The organism is Ruegeria sp. MALMAid1280 (genome assembly GCF_049195285.1).
GTDB lineage: Bacteria > Pseudomonadota > Alphaproteobacteria > Rhodobacterales > Rhodobacteraceae > Ruegeria.
Genome location: NZ_JBMIRT010000049.1, coordinates 239,359 through 255,483, shown reverse-complemented (window position 1 = coordinate 255,483; position 16,125 = coordinate 239,359). Strand labels below are relative to the sequence as shown.

Below are 16,125 nucleotides of genomic sequence, written 5' to 3'. Positions count from 1 at the left end.
GATACACCTATGACCGATTACATCCGTAACCCGGACGAACTGCGCCGAATGTTCGGTGCCAATCTCAGGCTTCTTGCGCGGCAATACACGTCAGTATCCGAACTTTGCCGGCAGCTGGGCATCAACCGCACGCAATTCAACCGATACCTGGGCGGCGAGAGCTTTCCCCGCCCGGATGTGTTGGATCGTATCTGCCGTTTTTTCGAAGTCGATGCCCGTATTCTGCTGCGACCCCTGGATGAGATCGACCGCGCACCGTCGCATCCTGCGGCCTCGGCCCTGACCGATTTTCTGGGCTCGGGCCCCGCAACTCTGACCGAGACCTTGTTTCCGGCGGGGTTTTACTATGCCACCGAAACCGAGTTGGATGAAACGCAACCTTCGCGGCACAGGTTGTTTCACGCGCGCCGCCTTCCGCAATGCACGCTGGTGCGCGGGTATGAGCCGCGCCCCGGAATGCCGGAAGCTGCCCCGGACGACCGCGAGGTTCAGGGGATCGCGGCCTGCGCTGGCCGTCAGATTTATATTCTGATGTCCAGCCGGGAATCACAAAACAGCCGGATTTATCTGGTAACGCGCGGATCGGACGAAAACGCGGATCGCTGGCGCGGAGTTGCAATCTGCCTGTCAAAAACCAATGCCAGCGCAACAACTATGCGCCGGATTCTGCTGCGCCACCTCGGCGAAAACCCCTCGGCGATACTGGCGGCGGCGCGCACTGCGCGCCGCTCGGAACAACCGGCACGGCAGGCCGCCGGTTGAGCTATCCCTGCCCTTCGACCGATGCCTGCGTGATCAACCGGTAGAGATGCCAGCTTGCGTGCCCCAACAAAGGCAACACGACCAGCAAGCCCAGAAACCACGGGATCATCGCCACAAAGGTCAGGACAGCGACGCACGCACCCCAGACCAGCATCACGCCCAAATTGTCCCGCACATAGCTGAAGCTGGCGATCATGGCGGTCACGAAATCCAGCTCGCGGTCCAGCAACATCGGGATTGAAAGCACGGTGATCATATACAGGATTGTTGCAAACACCGCGCCCACGGCGGTTCCCACGGCCAGCATCGTCAGCCCGTTTGCCGTGAAATACACTTCCAGCGACGTCGAGACATTGGTCATCGTCGACAGGCCCATAAACAGGGCAAAAATCATATGCCCCAGAAAGAACCAGAACAGGAACATCACCACAATGATCGCGCAGATCGAGGGCAACTGACGCCGCCCCTGCTGTAGAACAACGCCGAAGATCGCGCTGAAATCCAGAGGCTCGCCCTGCTCCAATCGGTGTGACACCTCATACATTCCGACCGCAGCGAAAGGCCCCAGCAGAGGAAATCCGATCGCCGCCAGCACCAGCCAATACGAGGTCCCCGTGTGTACAGTCACCCAGGCGATCGCCCATCCGGCCAGTACATAGAAAGCGGCGAACATCAAACCAAAGACCGGCGCACGCCGGAAATCGACCCAGGCCCTGCGCAGCGCTTCGCGCAGCATTTCTGTGTTCACCGGCCCCATGTCGGGAACGCCGAAAGGTTTGTCCATTATGTTTCTCCTCCCTTGCCGGCCCTGAAATCAGGCCGGTCGTTTTTGTGGCCATCTGGTAGCGGCATGATAGGCCGCACCGATTGACAAGATACGGGCGTCCGATCCCCGCGGGCCAAAGACCTGCATCCCCATCGGCAGCCCCTCGGCCCCGAACCCTACAGGCACTGACAGGCATGGCAGGCCGATCAGGCTGACCGGCACCATAACCTCCATCCATCGGTGATAGGTATCCATTTCAGTCCCGGCGATGTCCGTCGGGTACGGCGTTTCAATCTGGAACGGCCAAACCTGTGCCGAGGGCAAAATCAGTGCGTCATAGTCCTGAAACAGTTCAGCCGCACACCGGAACCATTCTGATCGCGTTTCGCTGGCCCTATGCACCTGCATCGCAGTCAGGGCCTGTCCCCGATCCAATTCCCACTGTGCGGTATCCTTCAACGCCGCCCGTTGTTCCGACAGCTCAGCAAGACCGGCAGCCACGCTCCACGCGCGCAGCGTCGACCAACTGTTCCAAATCCGCTCAGCTACAAAGGGGGGCACAACGGGGGTGACCTTGGCCCCAAGTTGCGAAAACACATCCAGCGCGTTGCGACACAATTCGCGAATTCCGTGCTGAAACGGATAGGCCCCGCCCCAGTCATCCAGCCAACCAATCCGAAGGCCCCGCATATCGCAGGCCTCAACCGGCGACGCTGACGGGCTGGCATCCCAATAAGGCTGCCGCGGATCCGGTCCCGAGATCACATCCAGCAACAGCCCCAGATCCTCGGGGCAGCGCGCCATCGGGCCAAGCGTCGAGAGCTGATGCAGATACCCGTCGCCCGCAGGCTCGGACGGCACCCGACCCCAGCTGGGCCGGAACCCGTAGACATTGTTCCAAGCGGCCGGGTTGCGCAGACTGCCCATCATGTCGGACCCGTCCGCCAATGCCACCATACCGGTCGCCAGCGCAACAGCCGCACCGCCTGACGACCCACCACAGGTCCGCGCCGAGTTATAGGGGTTGCGCGTCGCCCCATAAACCTGGTTGAAGGTATGAGAGCCCAACCCAAATTCCGGCACATTGGTCTTGCCAATCAGGACCGCCCCCGCCGCCCGCATCCGCGCGGCAATCAGGTCATCCTTCTGCGGCACATGATCCTTGAATATCGGTGAGCCCTGAGACGAAACGATCCCGGCTACATTGACCAGATCCTTGACCGCAATCGGCAGCCCATGCAGCGGCCCCCGGTTTGGCCCGGTATCCAATGCACGTGCCTCGGCCAGAAGATCATCCGGGTCGCGCAAGGCCACAATGGCATTTGCCGACCCGTTGACAGTGGCAATCCGCTCCAATGTCGCCTGCATCACCTCAACCGCCGACAACCGCCCCGCGGCAATTGCGTTCAATAGGTCCATTGCAGTTGTCTGGCTCAGATCCATCCCCGGCTCGTCCCTCCTCGGGGATCAACCTAGCCGGGGCACTTCTCTATTTAAACCCACAGATTGAATACATCTTTTGACAATGTTCTCCGACGATCAACTGGATGATTGACCAAATCTCAGGTTGCTGTCGTGCCCAAGAAAATACTTCAGGCACAGAAAGATCGACAAGAAGCTGAGGATAAGCCAAACACCACCCCACAGCATGGTGGTGCCGCCAAATTCCTCGGCCAACATATACGCGTCCGAACGTATGCCCGAGCGGCGGATCGTGTCGTCGAAAATATCATAAGGAACATAGATCATGCTGGTCAGTCCCATGATCCGCAGGAACAGATCGCAAATCGGTCGGCTCAGATACCACGCCATGGCGAGCATCCCGGCACCGACAACACCGCAGAACAGCATCGCAAAGGGCTCGCGGATGTAAAGCAGGGTCACCAACAGCATGACCGCGCCAAAGCCGCCCAGCATGGCCCGATCCCAATGCGTACGCAGGGCAATGAACAAGAGCCCCATGCCAAGCGCCAATGATCCGAGGTAGCCCGCTGACAGGCTTAGAAAGCGATTGCCTCCTCGGGCAGTTACAAGCCCACCCTGTCGCGGAGAGATGGTGAAGCTTTCCACCGACCCGCCAGTCACAACAACCACGATCGCGTGCGAAAGTTCGTGCAGGAAAACGACAAGGATCTTCAGCGGAAGCACAACCGGAGTATGCCAGAGTGCAAAGACCAGCGTGACAATCACGATCAGTTGCCAGTGGCCTTTGATCATGCTCATCACGAGTATCCCGTAGGTTTGCAGTTAGCCTTCGCCCTGCGCCTCGGACCGGCTTTTGCCCGCCACGTTCAACGCCAGCGTTGCCGCCATGAACCCGTCCAGGTCACCGTCCAGCACCCCTTTGGTGTCCGAGGTTTCAAAGTTCGTCCGCAGGTCCTTGACCATCTGATAGGGCTGCAACACGTATGACCGGATCTGGTTGCCCCAGCCCGCATCGCCCTTGGCTTCATGCGCCGCGTTGATGTCGGCATTGCGACGGTCCAGCTCCTGCTGGTACAGGCGGGACTTCAGCGCTTTCATCGCAATGTCGCGGTTCTGGTGCTGCGACTTCTCGGACGAGGTCACCACGATGCCAGTCGGAATGTGCGTGATCCGCACCGCCGAGTCCGTGGTGTTCACGTGCTGACCGCCCGCACCCGAAGACCGGTATGTATCGATGCGGATTTCGGACGGGTTGACCTCGATCTCGATATTGTCGTCCACCACCGGATAGACCCAGACCGAGCTGAACGAGGTATGCCGCTTGGCCGCCGAGTCATAGGGCGAGATTCGCACCAGCCGATGCACGCCGCTTTCGGATTTCAGCCAGCCATAGGCGTTATGACCAGAAATCTTGTAGGCGGCGGATTTGATCCCCGCCTCTTCGCCCGCGGTTTCGGACTGCAGCTCAACCGTATAGCCCTTTTTCTCGGCCCAACGCACATACATCCGCGCCAGCATCGAGGCCCAATCGCAGCTTTCCGTCCCGCCGGCGCCCGAGTTGATCTCGAGAAAGGTGTCATTCCCGTCCGCCTCGCCATCCAACAGCGCCTCAAGCTCTTTCTTGGCGGCCTTGGATTTCAGCTTTTTGATGGCGTCTTCGGCGTCGGTAATGACCTCTTGGTCCTCTTCCATCTCACCCAGTTCGATCAATTCGATATTGTCGTTCAGATCGGTCTTTATGGATTCATAGGTCTCGATGGCATCGACCAACATCTGGCGCTCGCGCATCAGTTTCTGCGCGTTCTCGGGGTTGTCCCACAGGTTGGGGTCCTCGACGCGCGCGTTAAATTCCTCAAGGCGATGAGGCGCGGTTTCATAGTCCATACGCTGCGCCAGCAGCTCCAGCGACTTTTCGATTTCCACCACGGTATTCTGGGTTTCAGCGCGCATGGTCTTGTCCCAACTTTCTCAATCAGGTGTGCGTGATAGCAAGAGGTTCAGGCCACCACAAGACAGCGGCGACCCGAAACGTCTGTGTGGTCAGTAAAGGCCGCCGGTTGACAGATCGCCCTGGCTGGCATTGGGCCCAACGGTGACGGTGTTGCCCGTCGACGTTGTGACCTGACGGCCCGAGCTGGCTTCCTCGAACAGCGGCAGGTCCGATCCCATGGCGAAACCACCGTCATAGACGCGGTCGATAAAGCCATCGACGCCATCGCGGAAGTACTCGGCAACCACATAATCACCGGTCGCATCCGCAGGCAGGCGCGCGCCGCTAAAGCGGTCGATCTTGATGAAGTGGCCGCCCTCGGGCACTTCAAACGGGCCGCCACCATATTTCTCAACGGCTTTTTCCATGAAGCTCTGAAACACCGGGCCACACAAGGTGCCGCCATAGGCCCCCCGCCCCATCGGGCGCGGGCGGTCATAGCCGATATAGCAGCCGGCCACGATGTTCGAAGTGAAGCCGATGAACCACGCATCCTTGGATTCGTTGGTCGTGCCGGTCTTGCCTGCGGTCGGCACCGGCAGGTTTACGACACGGGACGCCGTACCCCGATCAACCACGCCCTTCATCATCGAGGTCAGCTGATACGCCGTGATTGCATCCATGACCTGAGAGCGGTTGGTCTCGATGGTCGGCGATTCATCCGGCTCCAGCCAGGCCGAGTTACAGTCCAGACACTGGCGGTCGTCGTGACGGTAGATCGTCTTGCCGAACCGGTCCTGAATACGGTCAACTAGAGTGGGTTCGACCCGTTCCCCGCCATTGGCGAACATCGCGTAGGCGGCGACCATCTTATACAGCGTCGTCTCCTCGGACCCCAGCGAGTTCGCAAGGAATGCGCCCATCCGGTCATAAACACCGAACCGTTCCGCGTAGCCCGCCACAACGGGCATCGTGACCTCTTGCGCCAGACGGATGGTCATCAGGTTCCGCGATTGCTCGATCCCCGTGCGCAGCGGCGTCGGGCCGTAGAACTTGTTGGTCGAGTTTTTCGGACGCCACAGGCCTTGCGGCGTGTTCACCTCGATCGGCGCGTCCACAACGATGGTTGCGGGGCTATAGCCACTGTCCAGCGCGGCGGCGTAGACGAAGGGCTTAAAGCTCGAACCCGGCTGCCGCTGTGCCTGCGTGGCGCGGTTGAACACCGAGTCCTGATACGAGAATCCGCCCTGCATCGCCAGAACTCGGCCCGAGTTCACGTCCATTGCGACAAAGCCGCCCTGCACTTCGGGCACCTGACGGGCGGACCATTGGCCCTCTTCCCCGGCCATCACCAGAATGACATCGCCGCGTTTGAAATTGGCCGCGAAATCACCCTGCATCCATTTGATGTCGGACCGCGGGATGACACCATCTGCCGGGCCATTCTCAATGCCCACGGTCAGCGACTGGTCGGCCACGTTCAGAACCACCGCCGGATACCACTGCGTCGGCAGCACCACGTCGCGCGGAATCTCCATGATCGACAGCGCATCGCGCCACTGGGTTTCGTCAGCCAGTTTTTCCTCGGGGATCACCTCGCCCGTGCCGCGCCATTTGCCGCGCGAACGGTCGTACTTCTGCAAGGCCGTACGCAGCGCCTTGGCGGCCTCGACCTGCATTTCCTCATCAACCGAGGCGCGGACGGTGAAGCCGCCAGTAAAGAACTCACCTTCACCGAAATCCTCGCTCAGCTGGCGACGGATTTCGTCGGTGAAATAGTCACGCGGCGGCAGCGCGGTGCGGAAGCTTTCAAAGTCGCCGTTCTGGACCGAGCGCAGCGGCATCTCGACCTCGACGTCATAGGTCGCCTGATCGATATAGCCGTTCTGCCGCATTTCCCGCAGCACATAGTTACGGCGGTTCAACAGGCGTTCCTTTTGCCGCACCGGATGATAATCCGACGGCGCCTTGGGCATCGCGGCCAGCGTCGCGGCCTCATGCGGGGCCAGTTCCTGCAGGGTCTTGTTGAAATAAGTCTGGGCGGCGGCCGTCACACCATAAGAGTTCTGACCCAGAAAGATCTCGTTCATGTAGAGTTCGAGGATCTGTTCCTTGTCCAGCGTATCCTCAAGCCGTGTGGCGAGGATGATCTCTTTGATCTTACGTTCGGCGCGGCGGTCACCGGACAGCAGGAAGTTCTTCATCACCTGCTGCGTGATCGTGGACGCGCCACGGACGTTTTCACCCTTGGACTTCACCGCCTCGACCCCGGCGGCAATGATCCCGCGCGGGTCATAGCCCTGATGGCTATAGAAATTCTTGTCCTCGGCCGAGATAAACGCCTGTTTCACCAGATCGGGGATTTCCTCGGACGGGGTGAACAGACGGCGTTCTTGCGCGAATTCGTCGATCAGTTGGCCCTCACCCGAGTAAATCCGGCTGATCGTCGGCGGTTTGTATTGGGCCAGCGACTCATGGCTGGGCAGGTCGCGGCCATACATCCAGAACACCGCGCCAATCACCAGCGCGGCCATGAAAATACCCAAGGTAACGAGGCTGAAGATCGCCCCGAAAACGGAAAGAATGAAACGGATCACGTTGCTGCCTTTTACTCGCGCTGCCGCCTATATAGGGATGCGCCGGCGCCGGGTCAAAACACGATGGCCAATATTAGCCGGTTTGTGCCGCAGGGTCACTGGCCAATCAGGGACCGTTTGACCAGATCGTCCTGACGCCATTGCTCCAACCCGTTCAGAATACCAAGCGCCATGCCCTTGCGCCATTCGGGATTTTGGATGTTTTTCAGGTCTCTGGGGCTGGACAGAAATCCAAGCTCGACCAGGACCGAGGGAATGTCCGCAGCCTTGAGCACAGAAAACGACGCGGTGCGGTTTGGTCGGCGGTTCATCGGACCGCCCTGCTGGGTCATTCCGTCGGCCAAAGCCCGCGCCAGCGCATCGGTGCGCGGCCGGGTTTCCTGCCGGGCGATGTCCAACAGGACGTCGGCCACCTGATCGTCCGCACCGCTGAGGTCCACGCCCGAGATCAGGTCGCCCCTATCGTGTCGTTCGGCCAGTTTATGGCTGGCCACGTCCGAGGCATCGTCGGACAGCGTGTAAACCGCAGCCCCGTGCGCCCGCCCTTCCGACAGGATGTCCGCGTGCAGCGATATGAACACATCCGCCCCGGCCCGATGCGCCAACGCAATGCGGCGTTCCAGACTGACGAAATGGTCATCCACGCGCGTCAACACCACCTGATACCCCCCTGCCCGCAAAAGCGTTTCCCGCAACTCGCGCGCGAAGGTCAGCATCAGGGTTTTCTCATCCGTGCCCCCGGCCTCGGCCCCGGGGTCGATCCCGCCATGACCGGGGTCCAGCATAACCAGCAAGGGACGCGTACCATCACGGCCCGGCTTGGCCGGTGTCACGGCGGGCTCTGGCAAGTCCCAGCCTGGCTGGCGTGGCGCACCGGCACCGGCGGTAAAACTGTCGAAATCGGTACCACGCAGGTTCAATGACAAATGCGCCGTCCCCGTGACTTCATCCACCCTCAGTTCCGACGTATCGACGGCCAGCGGCGCGCCAAGCTCCAGCACCATGCGCGACCAGCCCGGAACATAGGCTCCGAACTGAACGCCGCTGATCCGGTCGGTTTGCAAGAAGGTATCGGCATCCAGCCCGGTCCAGTCAACTTCCTGAAAATCCAGCACCATGCGGTAGGGATCGCGCAGAGTGAATACCCGGTACGGCACCCCCTGGCTGAGACCAAGGTCAACCCGAACACCGGCACGCCCGTCATCGGTGATGCGGCTTTGGTCCGGTACGATGCGGGCAAGCGCGCTGAAATCATGCGCGTACGCAGCACCGGTCAGCGCCCAGATCAGCGCTATGGCGTAGAAAATCCTGCTCATGGCCTCAAGTTTTCCCGAGATCGTTTGACCGCCAGCCTAGCCGACCGATGTGATTTTGTGAACGCCCTAGGCCTGTTCGGTGATCGCACCGCGTTCGGCCATGAAGCGACGCAGCCTTAGCAGGCCCTCTTCGATATCTGCCGAAGATCGCGCATAGGAAAACCGCAGCGTGTGATGCCCGCGCGCGGGGTCAAAATCCAGCCCCGGCGTGACGGCAACCCCGGCCTTGTCCAGTATTTCGGTCGCAAAGGCGCGGCTGTCATCGGTCAGGTCGGACACATCCGCATAGACGTAAAAGGCCCCGTCAGGCGGTGCGATATTGGTGAACCCGGCCTTGGGCAGCCCGTCCAGCATCAGCGCGCGGTTGCGGCGGTAGACGTCCAAGTTCCCCTGCAATTCCTCTTCGCAATCCATCGCCGCCAGTGCGGCCACCTGACTGGCGTGAGGCGCGCAGATGAACATGTTCTGGGCAATCCGCTCGACAACGCGCACCTGATCCTCGGGGGCAACCATCCAACCGACGCGCCAGCCGGTCATCGAAAAATACTTGGAGAAAGAGTTGATCACATAGCACTCATCCGTCAGTTCCAGCGCGGTGACGGCTTTGGCCTCATATTCAAGACCGTGATAAATCTCATCGCTGATGAATGAGGCGCCCTGCCCGTGCGCGGCCTCGATCAACGCCCCCATCGCGGCGTGATTCAGCATGGTGCCGGTAGGGTTGGCGGGCGAGGCCACCATCAGCCCCTGCAGGTTCAGCCCGGCAAAATCCCCCGGCACCGGCTGCAGGCGGTTTTCCGGCGCGGTGGGCAGATCGACCGGCGCCAGACCCAGCGCCTTGAGGATCTGCCGGTAAGACGGATATCCCGGCGCGCCGATGCCAACACGGTCCCCACTGTCGAACAGCGCCGTGAAGGTCAGCAGAAACCCGCCCGACGATCCCGGCGTGATCACCACGCGATCGGGGCTCAGATCGACATTGTACCACTCGCCATACAGCCGTGCGATCCGTTGCCGCAGCGCCGGCAAGCCCAGAGCGACCGTGTAGCCCAGCGGGGCTTGCTCCATCGCCTTGGCCAGCGCGTCAGTTGCCCCCTTGGGCGCACCGGTTCCGGGCTGGCCGACCTCCATATGGATGATGTGGCGCCCGGCCTCTTCTGCCTTGCGCGCGGCCTCCATCACGTCCATCACGATGAAGGGATCGACCCCGGATCGGGTTGAGTTTCTCATGCCCATCTCCCATGTTGCAGCCATGGCTTTTGAACGCTTATCCAGGGTGGCGTCAATCCCGGCCCTGTTGCTGGTTGCAGCGACATGGATGGCAAGTGCTGTGCCGTCAACCGCGCAAAGCCTGATCCGGGACCCAGATATCGAATACGGGCTGCGCGAACTGGCCTTTCCCGTCCTGCGCGCAGCTGGATTGAACACCAACCGGGTCCGGATACTGGTGGTCAACGACAGCACGTTCAACGCCTTCGTGATCGACTATGGCGCGATCTACGTGAATTACGGACTGATTCTGACTGTTGAAAGCCCCGAGATGCTGCAGGCCGTCATCGCCCATGAGGCCGCCCATATCGCCAATGGCCATTTGGCCAGAAGGGTGGAAAACCTGCGCGCCGCAAATCGAAATGCGGGCTTGGGCACCGCCCTTGCCCTGATCGCAGCAGCAGCGGGCGGCGGTGAGGCCGCCGCGGGCATTGCTGCGGGCACCCAAAGCGCCGCGCTGCGCGGCTTTCTGGGGCATACGCGGGCCGAGGAATCCTCGGCGGACCAAAGCGCCGCCAGTTATCTCAGATGGGCCGGTATCTCGCCCAGCGGCATGGTGGCGCTGCATCGCAAATTCGCGGGTCAGGAATTGCTGAGCACGATCAATCAGGACCCATATATGCGCTCGCACCCCACCAGTCGGGAACGCCTGCGTGCTGCCGAGGCGTTTATGGAACAATTCGGGGACAATGCGCCGCCGAACCCGAATGCCGACTACTGGTTCGCCCGCGTCAAAGGCAAATTGTCGGCGTTCCTGCGGTCGCCAGGCTGGACCCTGCGCCGCGCAAAGGAAGAAAGCGCGCAGGATATCCGGCTGATGCGCGAGGCCGCAGCCCATCACCAAAACCGCGATCTGGCGCGGGCTCGCGCGGCAATTGACGCGGCACTGGCCATGCGTCCGAACGACCCATTTTATTACGAGCTCAAAGGCCAGATCCTGCTGGAAAACCGGCAGGTGCAAGAGGCGGTTGCCGCCTATGGCCAGGCCGTCGACATGGCCCCGAACAACGCCTTGGTCCTTGCCGGTTACGGACGGGCCATGTTGGCGCAGGGCCAGACGAAGAACGCCCTGCAAGCCCTTGAAAAAGCAAGGCAGAGGGACTCTCGAAACGCCCGCCTGATGCAAGACCTCGGGGTCGCGTACGCGAAGGTCGGCAACAACGGCATGGCCTCGGCCGTGACCGCAGAAAGATATGCCTTGCAGGGCCGATTGGCCGATGCAGGCATCCACGCAAAACGCGCCGTCAGGCAGTTGCCCGAAGGGTCACCGGGTTGGCAACGGGCACAGGATGTGCTGATTGCCTCGGAACGCGCTACGAAATCAAAAAGGAAACGGAAATGATCCTCAGACATGCAGCACCCGCCCTTCTGGGGCTTTCCCTGATCACCGGCCCGGCACAGGCGCTGGACCTGAACGCGCTCAGCGACGCCGAAAAGGCCGAGTTTGGCAAACAGGTGCGCGAATATCTGCTGGAAAACCCCGAGGTGATCATCGAGGCGATCGACGTCCTTGAACAGCGCAACGCCGTTGCCGAAGCGGCCGCCGACAAGGATCTGGTTCAGACCAACGCCGATGAGCTGTTCAATGACGGTTACAGCTGGGTCGGCGGCAATCCCGACGGCGACATCACCCTGGTCGAGTTCATGGACTATCGCTGTGGCTACTGCCGCCGGGCCGTGCCCGAAGTGGCCAGCCTGCTGGCCGAAGACGGCAATATCCGCCTGGTGATCAAAGAACTGCCGATTCTGGGCGACGCTTCGGTCATGTCCGCGCGCTTTGCCGTTGCCACGAAACACGTCGCCGGTGACGATGCCTATAAACAGGTCCATGACGCGCTGCTGGAATTCAGCGGAGAACCGACCGAGGTCACCCTGCGCCGCATCTCGGACGGGCTTGGGCTGGACAGTGACGCAATCATCGCGGCGATGGACAGCGATCAGGTCACCGAGGAAATCGCACAAACCCGCGCGCTGGCGCAACGGATGAAAATCTCTGGCACGCCATCCTTTGTGCTGGGCACCGAAATGCTGCGCGGTTTTCTTCCCGCCGCACAGATGCAGCAGATCGCCGACGGTGTGCGCGCAGATCAGAGCTGATGGATTGGGGCGGTTTGACCGCCCCTTCCCCGCTCACAGCCCAGACAGTTGATCGGTCCTGAGAACGTATTCGTCTCAAAAATCCAAAGCTGTCACCCAGACACAGCCTGAAGCGCCGCACCAACCAGCCCAAATACCGGTTGGAACGGGATGCCGGATAGAATCCTTTCGTCATCCATATCTGGGATTAAGCTCCACGAGGAACGTCAGTAGCGCCAAAAAGACCAGCCTGCGTTGTTGACGGTAAAAGGCGGCGTTTCAATGAATTCACAAAAGTCTCCAATCAACTATAGCGTGTTCTTGATCCGCGATTTAGGCGCGAGTTTGACAGGCATGGGGCCAATGCCCTGACAAACGGTATTTTCCAAATTCGGCACCCAAGTCAGGATGACCGAACGCCCGGTAATCAGCAGTAATCAGCGCATTTTCCGAACGGCCTGCCACCTAAGTTTCAAGTTCACAATTTTTGTGTTGAACGCTACTTTGGTCTCGGGCATTGAACGCACAAAGTAATTGATCCAAAGCCAGAGGCACGTATGAGCAATAACACAAAATCTGGTTTGTCCCGTGCAGCCGCCAAGGTGCGACAGGCTGGACGTGTTCTTCGCGGAAAAAACAACGCTCAAAAAACTGCGCCCCTGAGCAACATACCCGAAGTCAAAACGGCCGCTGAACCGGCGTTTCCACCTGCGGATCAGGGCATCATCGTCGATATCGGCATGAATGACGGTACAGACTCGTATTACTATCGCAAAAGGGGTTTCCAGGTCATTTCTGTTGAGGCCATTCCCGACCTTTGTGCGGCAGTGTCCAAGAAGTTTGACGAGTTGGGCATCGATGGCATCGACATCAAAAATTTCGCGATCACCGACTCGGATGCGGAAGAGGTCACATTTTATGTGAACAAGTTTGACACCGAGTGGAGTTCGGTCGACGAAGAGATCGGAAGCCGGGCGGAAGGTGCCGAAAAGATCGTCGTACCGGCGATTGACGTATCGAAGCTGCTTAAGGATGTTTCGAAACAAATCCGCTATGCCAAGATCGACATCGAAGGGCTGGACAGCGTTGCCTTGGCGCAAATCATGTCATTGCCTGATCGTCCCCCATATATTTCGGTCGAGAATGGCAGTTCGGACATGCTGCGGACTCTGTATGAGAACGGGTACGACAAGTTCAAGTTCTCTAACCAGAAGTACACGCATTACCAGACTATTCCGCCTCACTCACCACACGGCAAGGTCTTTGACTATCAGTTCCCTGACGGGGCGTCCGGCCTGTTCGGAGAGGACCTTGAAGGCGAATGGCTGTCTTATGAGGACGCAATGAAGGTTCAGAAAGGTCTGAACCTCGCCGCGCAGCACGCGCCGAACAACCTGTTTGCGGTTGTCATCGGCTGGTTTGATCTGCACGCCAAGCATTCTTCTGCCAAGTAACTGTGTCAGCCCCGCCCTTTTGGGCGGGTGCCGAAAAATCTACCGTGCCGTGTTCGCAACACGCGGAACGGCGGGCATGCCAGATGCCTATTCGGCCGCTTCCTGCGCCGCGTCCAGTTCTGCCGCTTTTCTCTCGACCTCTTCGACGATGTGATCGATCATCTGGTCGTTCGACATCTTGTGGCTGGCTTTGCCCGCCAGGTACACCATGCCCGACCCGGCCCCACCGCCGGTAAAGCCGACATCGGTCATCAGGGCCTCACCCGGGCCGTTCACAACACAACCGATGATCGACAGGCTCATCGGTGTCTTGATGTGTTCCAGCCGCTGTTCCAGTGTTTCGACCGTCTTGATCACGTCGAACCCCTGCCGCGCGCAGGACGGGCACGAGATGATGTTCACACCGCGATGGCGCAGGCCCAGGGATTTCAGGATCTCATAGCCGACCTTGACCTCTTCGACCGGATCGGCGGACAGGCTGACGCGGATCGTGTCGCCGATCCCCATCCACAGCAGGTTGCCCAAACCAATCGCGGACTTGATGGTGCCGCTGACCAGCCCCCCCGCCTCGGTGATACCAAGATGGATGGGCGCGTCAGTGGCCTCGGCAATGCCCTGATAGGCAGCGGCCGACAGGAACACGTCGCTGGCCTTCACGCTGATCTTGAAGTCGTGAAAGTCGTTGTCTTCCAGAATGCGGATATGCTCCAGCCCGCTTTCGACCATCGCCTCGGGGCACGGCTCGCCGTACTTCTCAAGAAGGTGCTTTTCCAAAGAACCCGCATTCACCCCGATCCGGATCGAGCAATTGTGGTCGCGCGCCGCTTTGATCACCTCTTTGACGCGCTTTTCGTCACCGATATTGCCGGGGTTGATCCGCAGGCAGGCGGCACCGGCCTCGGCGGCTTCGATCCCACGTTTGTAGTGGAAATGGATGTCGGCCACGATCGGCACGGGGCTTTCGCGGACGATCTCTTTCAGGGCCTTCGACGACGCCTCATCCGGGACGGAAATGCGCACGATATCCGCGCCCGCTTCGGCCGCCGCCTGCACCTGCGCGACAGTCGCCGCCACATCGGTCGTCAGCGTATTGGTCATCGTCTGGACGGCAATAGGGGCATCGCCACCAATAGCAACGTCACCAACCATGACCTGACGGGATTTGCGGCGATAGATATTGCGCCACGGACGAACGTGATTGAGCGACATGAGGACGGGTCCAAGACAGCCTGAGTTGGGTCTTTAAATAGTCCGCCTAAAGGGCCATCGCAATGGCTAGATCACTCGGCGGCGTCTTCGGTGCCCTGCGCCTGAAACTCGGCGACCAACTGCGTGATGGCGCTGTTCTGCTCGGCCGGAAGATCTGCCACGGCATAGGTCTCGGCCACCGCGTCCTTGGACAGAACCACGCCTTTGGCAACGGTCCCAGGTGCGCCAGCGGGCCCGTAATGTTCGCCGTTCATCGAGAAGAACACAGATCCCGACGCGCCCGCGCGCAGCAGCGGAGGTTCTTCGGTCAGGGGCACTTCGAACACACTGCCCTGTTCGACCGTGCCCAGAGTACCCTCGAAAATCACGCTGCCATCGGCGGCGGTGACCCGCATCCAGGCCGGGTTGACCGCGACGATCCTGAGCGTTGTGTCGATCTGCTCGACCACCTGCGGCAGGGCCGGGCGTTCAACGGTGTGAACCTCGGCCACCTCGACCTTGGGCAATTCCTGCGGCTGGAATGTACCGACGGTGCGCGGATCAAGCGTGGAAATCGGCGCGTCACGGGCGACCAGTACCGGAACGTCCAGAGCTTGCGGGCGATACAGACGGTCCAAAGCCTCGGCGCTGGGGGTTTCGGCGACGGCAACCTCGGTCGTGGCAATGCCAGCGGTGTCCAGCGGATCAAGGTCGGACAGAACCACCGGGGCTTGTTCAACCGGGCTGACCTGCACCTGCTGGATCTTGTTCAACACCGACCAACCGCCATAGCCAATGCCACAGATGACGGCAATCAGCACAAGCGACGAGCCAATCGCCCGCGGCTCAATCTGACTGACAAGGGATTCCTTGCCCGGAACAAAGGGCGTGTTGGGCGAGATGAAGGGATCGCGCCCCATCGGCCCCCGCGCAGGTAGCCCACCCGCAGGTTTGCGGACAACCGACGCCTCAGCCGACATGCCATGCGCAACCTCGAACCCGCTTTCCTTGCAGAAGGCGGCAAAGGTTTCGTCCGGGTTCATCCCCAGATAACGGGCATAAGAACGCACATACCCGGCGATGAAGCCGGGTGTGTCGAACGCCTCGGGATTGGCGTCTTCGATGGCAGCGATGTAGTTCGCCTTGATCCGCAATTCCCGCTGCACATCCAGAAGAGACTTGCCCATGGTGGCGCGTTCGCCGCGCATCATGTCGCCAAGCCGTACCTCATAATCGTCATAGCCCTTCGGCCTGACATCGGTATCCTCTTCGGAATCGCGCTGAGATCTGCGCCCAATCATCCCTGCTGCCCCATTCTGCCTGCGCGTGTTTCGCGCCAACG

Annotated in this window: 13 protein-coding genes; 4 read left to right on the top strand and 9 right to left on the bottom strand. The window is 60.3% G+C overall.

The window, feature by feature from the left end:
* Positions 1–9: 9 nt before the first annotated feature.
* The gene (locus tag ACOQFT_RS13050) at positions 10–762 is read left to right on the top strand and encodes a helix-turn-helix domain-containing protein (RefSeq protein ID WP_421598338.1); all 753 of its coding nucleotides are present in this window, start codon (positions 10–12) and stop codon (positions 760–762) included.
* A gap of 1 nt (position 763) precedes the next feature.
* Here the strand turns inward: ACOQFT_RS13050 and ACOQFT_RS13045 are convergent, their stop codons facing one another.
* The 7 genes from ACOQFT_RS13045 to ACOQFT_RS13015 form a co-directional block, all read right to left on the bottom strand.
* Positions 764–1,546 carry a DUF2189 domain-containing protein gene (locus tag ACOQFT_RS13045; RefSeq protein ID WP_421598337.1) on the bottom strand — a complete coding sequence of 261 codons (783 nt, stop codon included), beginning with the start codon at positions 1,544–1,546 and terminating at the stop codon, positions 764–766.
* A gap of 30 nt (positions 1,547–1,576) precedes the next feature.
* Positions 1,577–2,971 carry an amidase gene (locus tag ACOQFT_RS13040; protein ID WP_421598336.1) on the bottom strand — a complete coding sequence of 465 codons (1,395 nt, stop codon included), beginning with the start codon at positions 2,969–2,971 and terminating at the stop codon, positions 1,577–1,579.
* Positions 2,972–3,067: 96 nt separating this feature from the next.
* Entirely contained in the window at positions 3,068–3,751 is a 684-nt protein-coding gene (locus ACOQFT_RS13035; RefSeq protein ID WP_421598335.1) for a M50 family metallopeptidase, read from the bottom strand.
* Between the two features lie 24 nt (positions 3,752–3,775).
* Positions 3,776–4,903 carry a peptide chain release factor 2 gene (gene prfB / locus ACOQFT_RS13030; RefSeq protein ID WP_421598334.1) on the bottom strand — a complete coding sequence of 376 codons (1,128 nt, stop codon included), beginning with the start codon at positions 4,901–4,903 and terminating at the stop codon, positions 3,776–3,778.
* 90 nt (positions 4,904–4,993) lie between these two features.
* Positions 4,994–7,480, bottom strand: a complete 2,487-nt coding sequence (locus ACOQFT_RS13025) for a penicillin-binding protein 1A (RefSeq protein ID WP_421598333.1) — start codon at positions 7,478–7,480, stop codon at positions 4,994–4,996.
* Positions 7,481–7,575: 95 nt separating this feature from the next.
* A complete protein-coding gene (locus ACOQFT_RS13020) occupies positions 7,576–8,796 on the bottom strand; it encodes an N-acetylmuramoyl-L-alanine amidase (protein WP_170671885.1) in 1,221 nt (406 codons plus the stop codon).
* Positions 8,797–8,862: 66 nt separating this feature from the next.
* Positions 8,863–10,026, bottom strand: a complete 1,164-nt coding sequence (locus ACOQFT_RS13015; RefSeq protein ID WP_421598332.1) for a pyridoxal phosphate-dependent aminotransferase — start codon at positions 10,024–10,026, stop codon at positions 8,863–8,865.
* On the opposite strand from ACOQFT_RS13015, the gene ACOQFT_RS13010 reads away from it, so the two are divergent.
* The 3 genes from ACOQFT_RS13010 to ACOQFT_RS13000 all read left to right on the top strand — a co-directional run bounded on the left by ACOQFT_RS13010 (position 10,025) and on the right by ACOQFT_RS13000 (position 13,595).
* Positions 10,025–11,407 (top strand): M48 family metalloprotease, encoded by a 1,383-nt coding sequence (locus ACOQFT_RS13010; RefSeq protein WP_421598331.1) that lies wholly within the window; start codon positions 10,025–10,027, stop codon positions 11,405–11,407. The genes ACOQFT_RS13015 and ACOQFT_RS13010 overlap by 2 nt on opposite strands.
* A complete protein-coding gene (locus ACOQFT_RS13005; RefSeq protein ID WP_421598330.1) occupies positions 11,404–12,162 on the top strand; it encodes a DsbA family protein in 759 nt (252 codons plus the stop codon). The genes ACOQFT_RS13010 and ACOQFT_RS13005 overlap by 4 nt, the downstream gene beginning before the upstream one ends.
* A gap of 536 nt (positions 12,163–12,698) precedes the next feature.
* Positions 12,699–13,595 carry an FkbM family methyltransferase gene (locus ACOQFT_RS13000; protein WP_421598329.1) on the top strand — a complete coding sequence of 299 codons (897 nt, stop codon included), beginning with the start codon at positions 12,699–12,701 and terminating at the stop codon, positions 13,593–13,595.
* Positions 13,596–13,682: 87 nt separating this feature from the next.
* Here ACOQFT_RS13000 and ispG read toward each other — a convergent pair whose 3' ends face one another.
* Together ispG and ACOQFT_RS12990 are read right to left on the bottom strand one after the other, a co-directional pair.
* Positions 13,683–14,804, bottom strand: coding sequence for a flavodoxin-dependent (E)-4-hydroxy-3-methylbut-2-enyl-diphosphate synthase (gene ispG, locus ACOQFT_RS12995; protein WP_421598328.1), 1,122 nt, complete (start codon positions 14,802–14,804; stop codon positions 13,683–13,685).
* Between the two features lie 71 nt (positions 14,805–14,875).
* Positions 14,876–16,084, bottom strand: a complete 1,209-nt coding sequence (locus ACOQFT_RS12990) for a helix-turn-helix domain-containing protein (RefSeq protein ID WP_421598327.1) — start codon at positions 16,082–16,084, stop codon at positions 14,876–14,878.
* Positions 16,085–16,125: the final 41 nt, after the last annotated feature.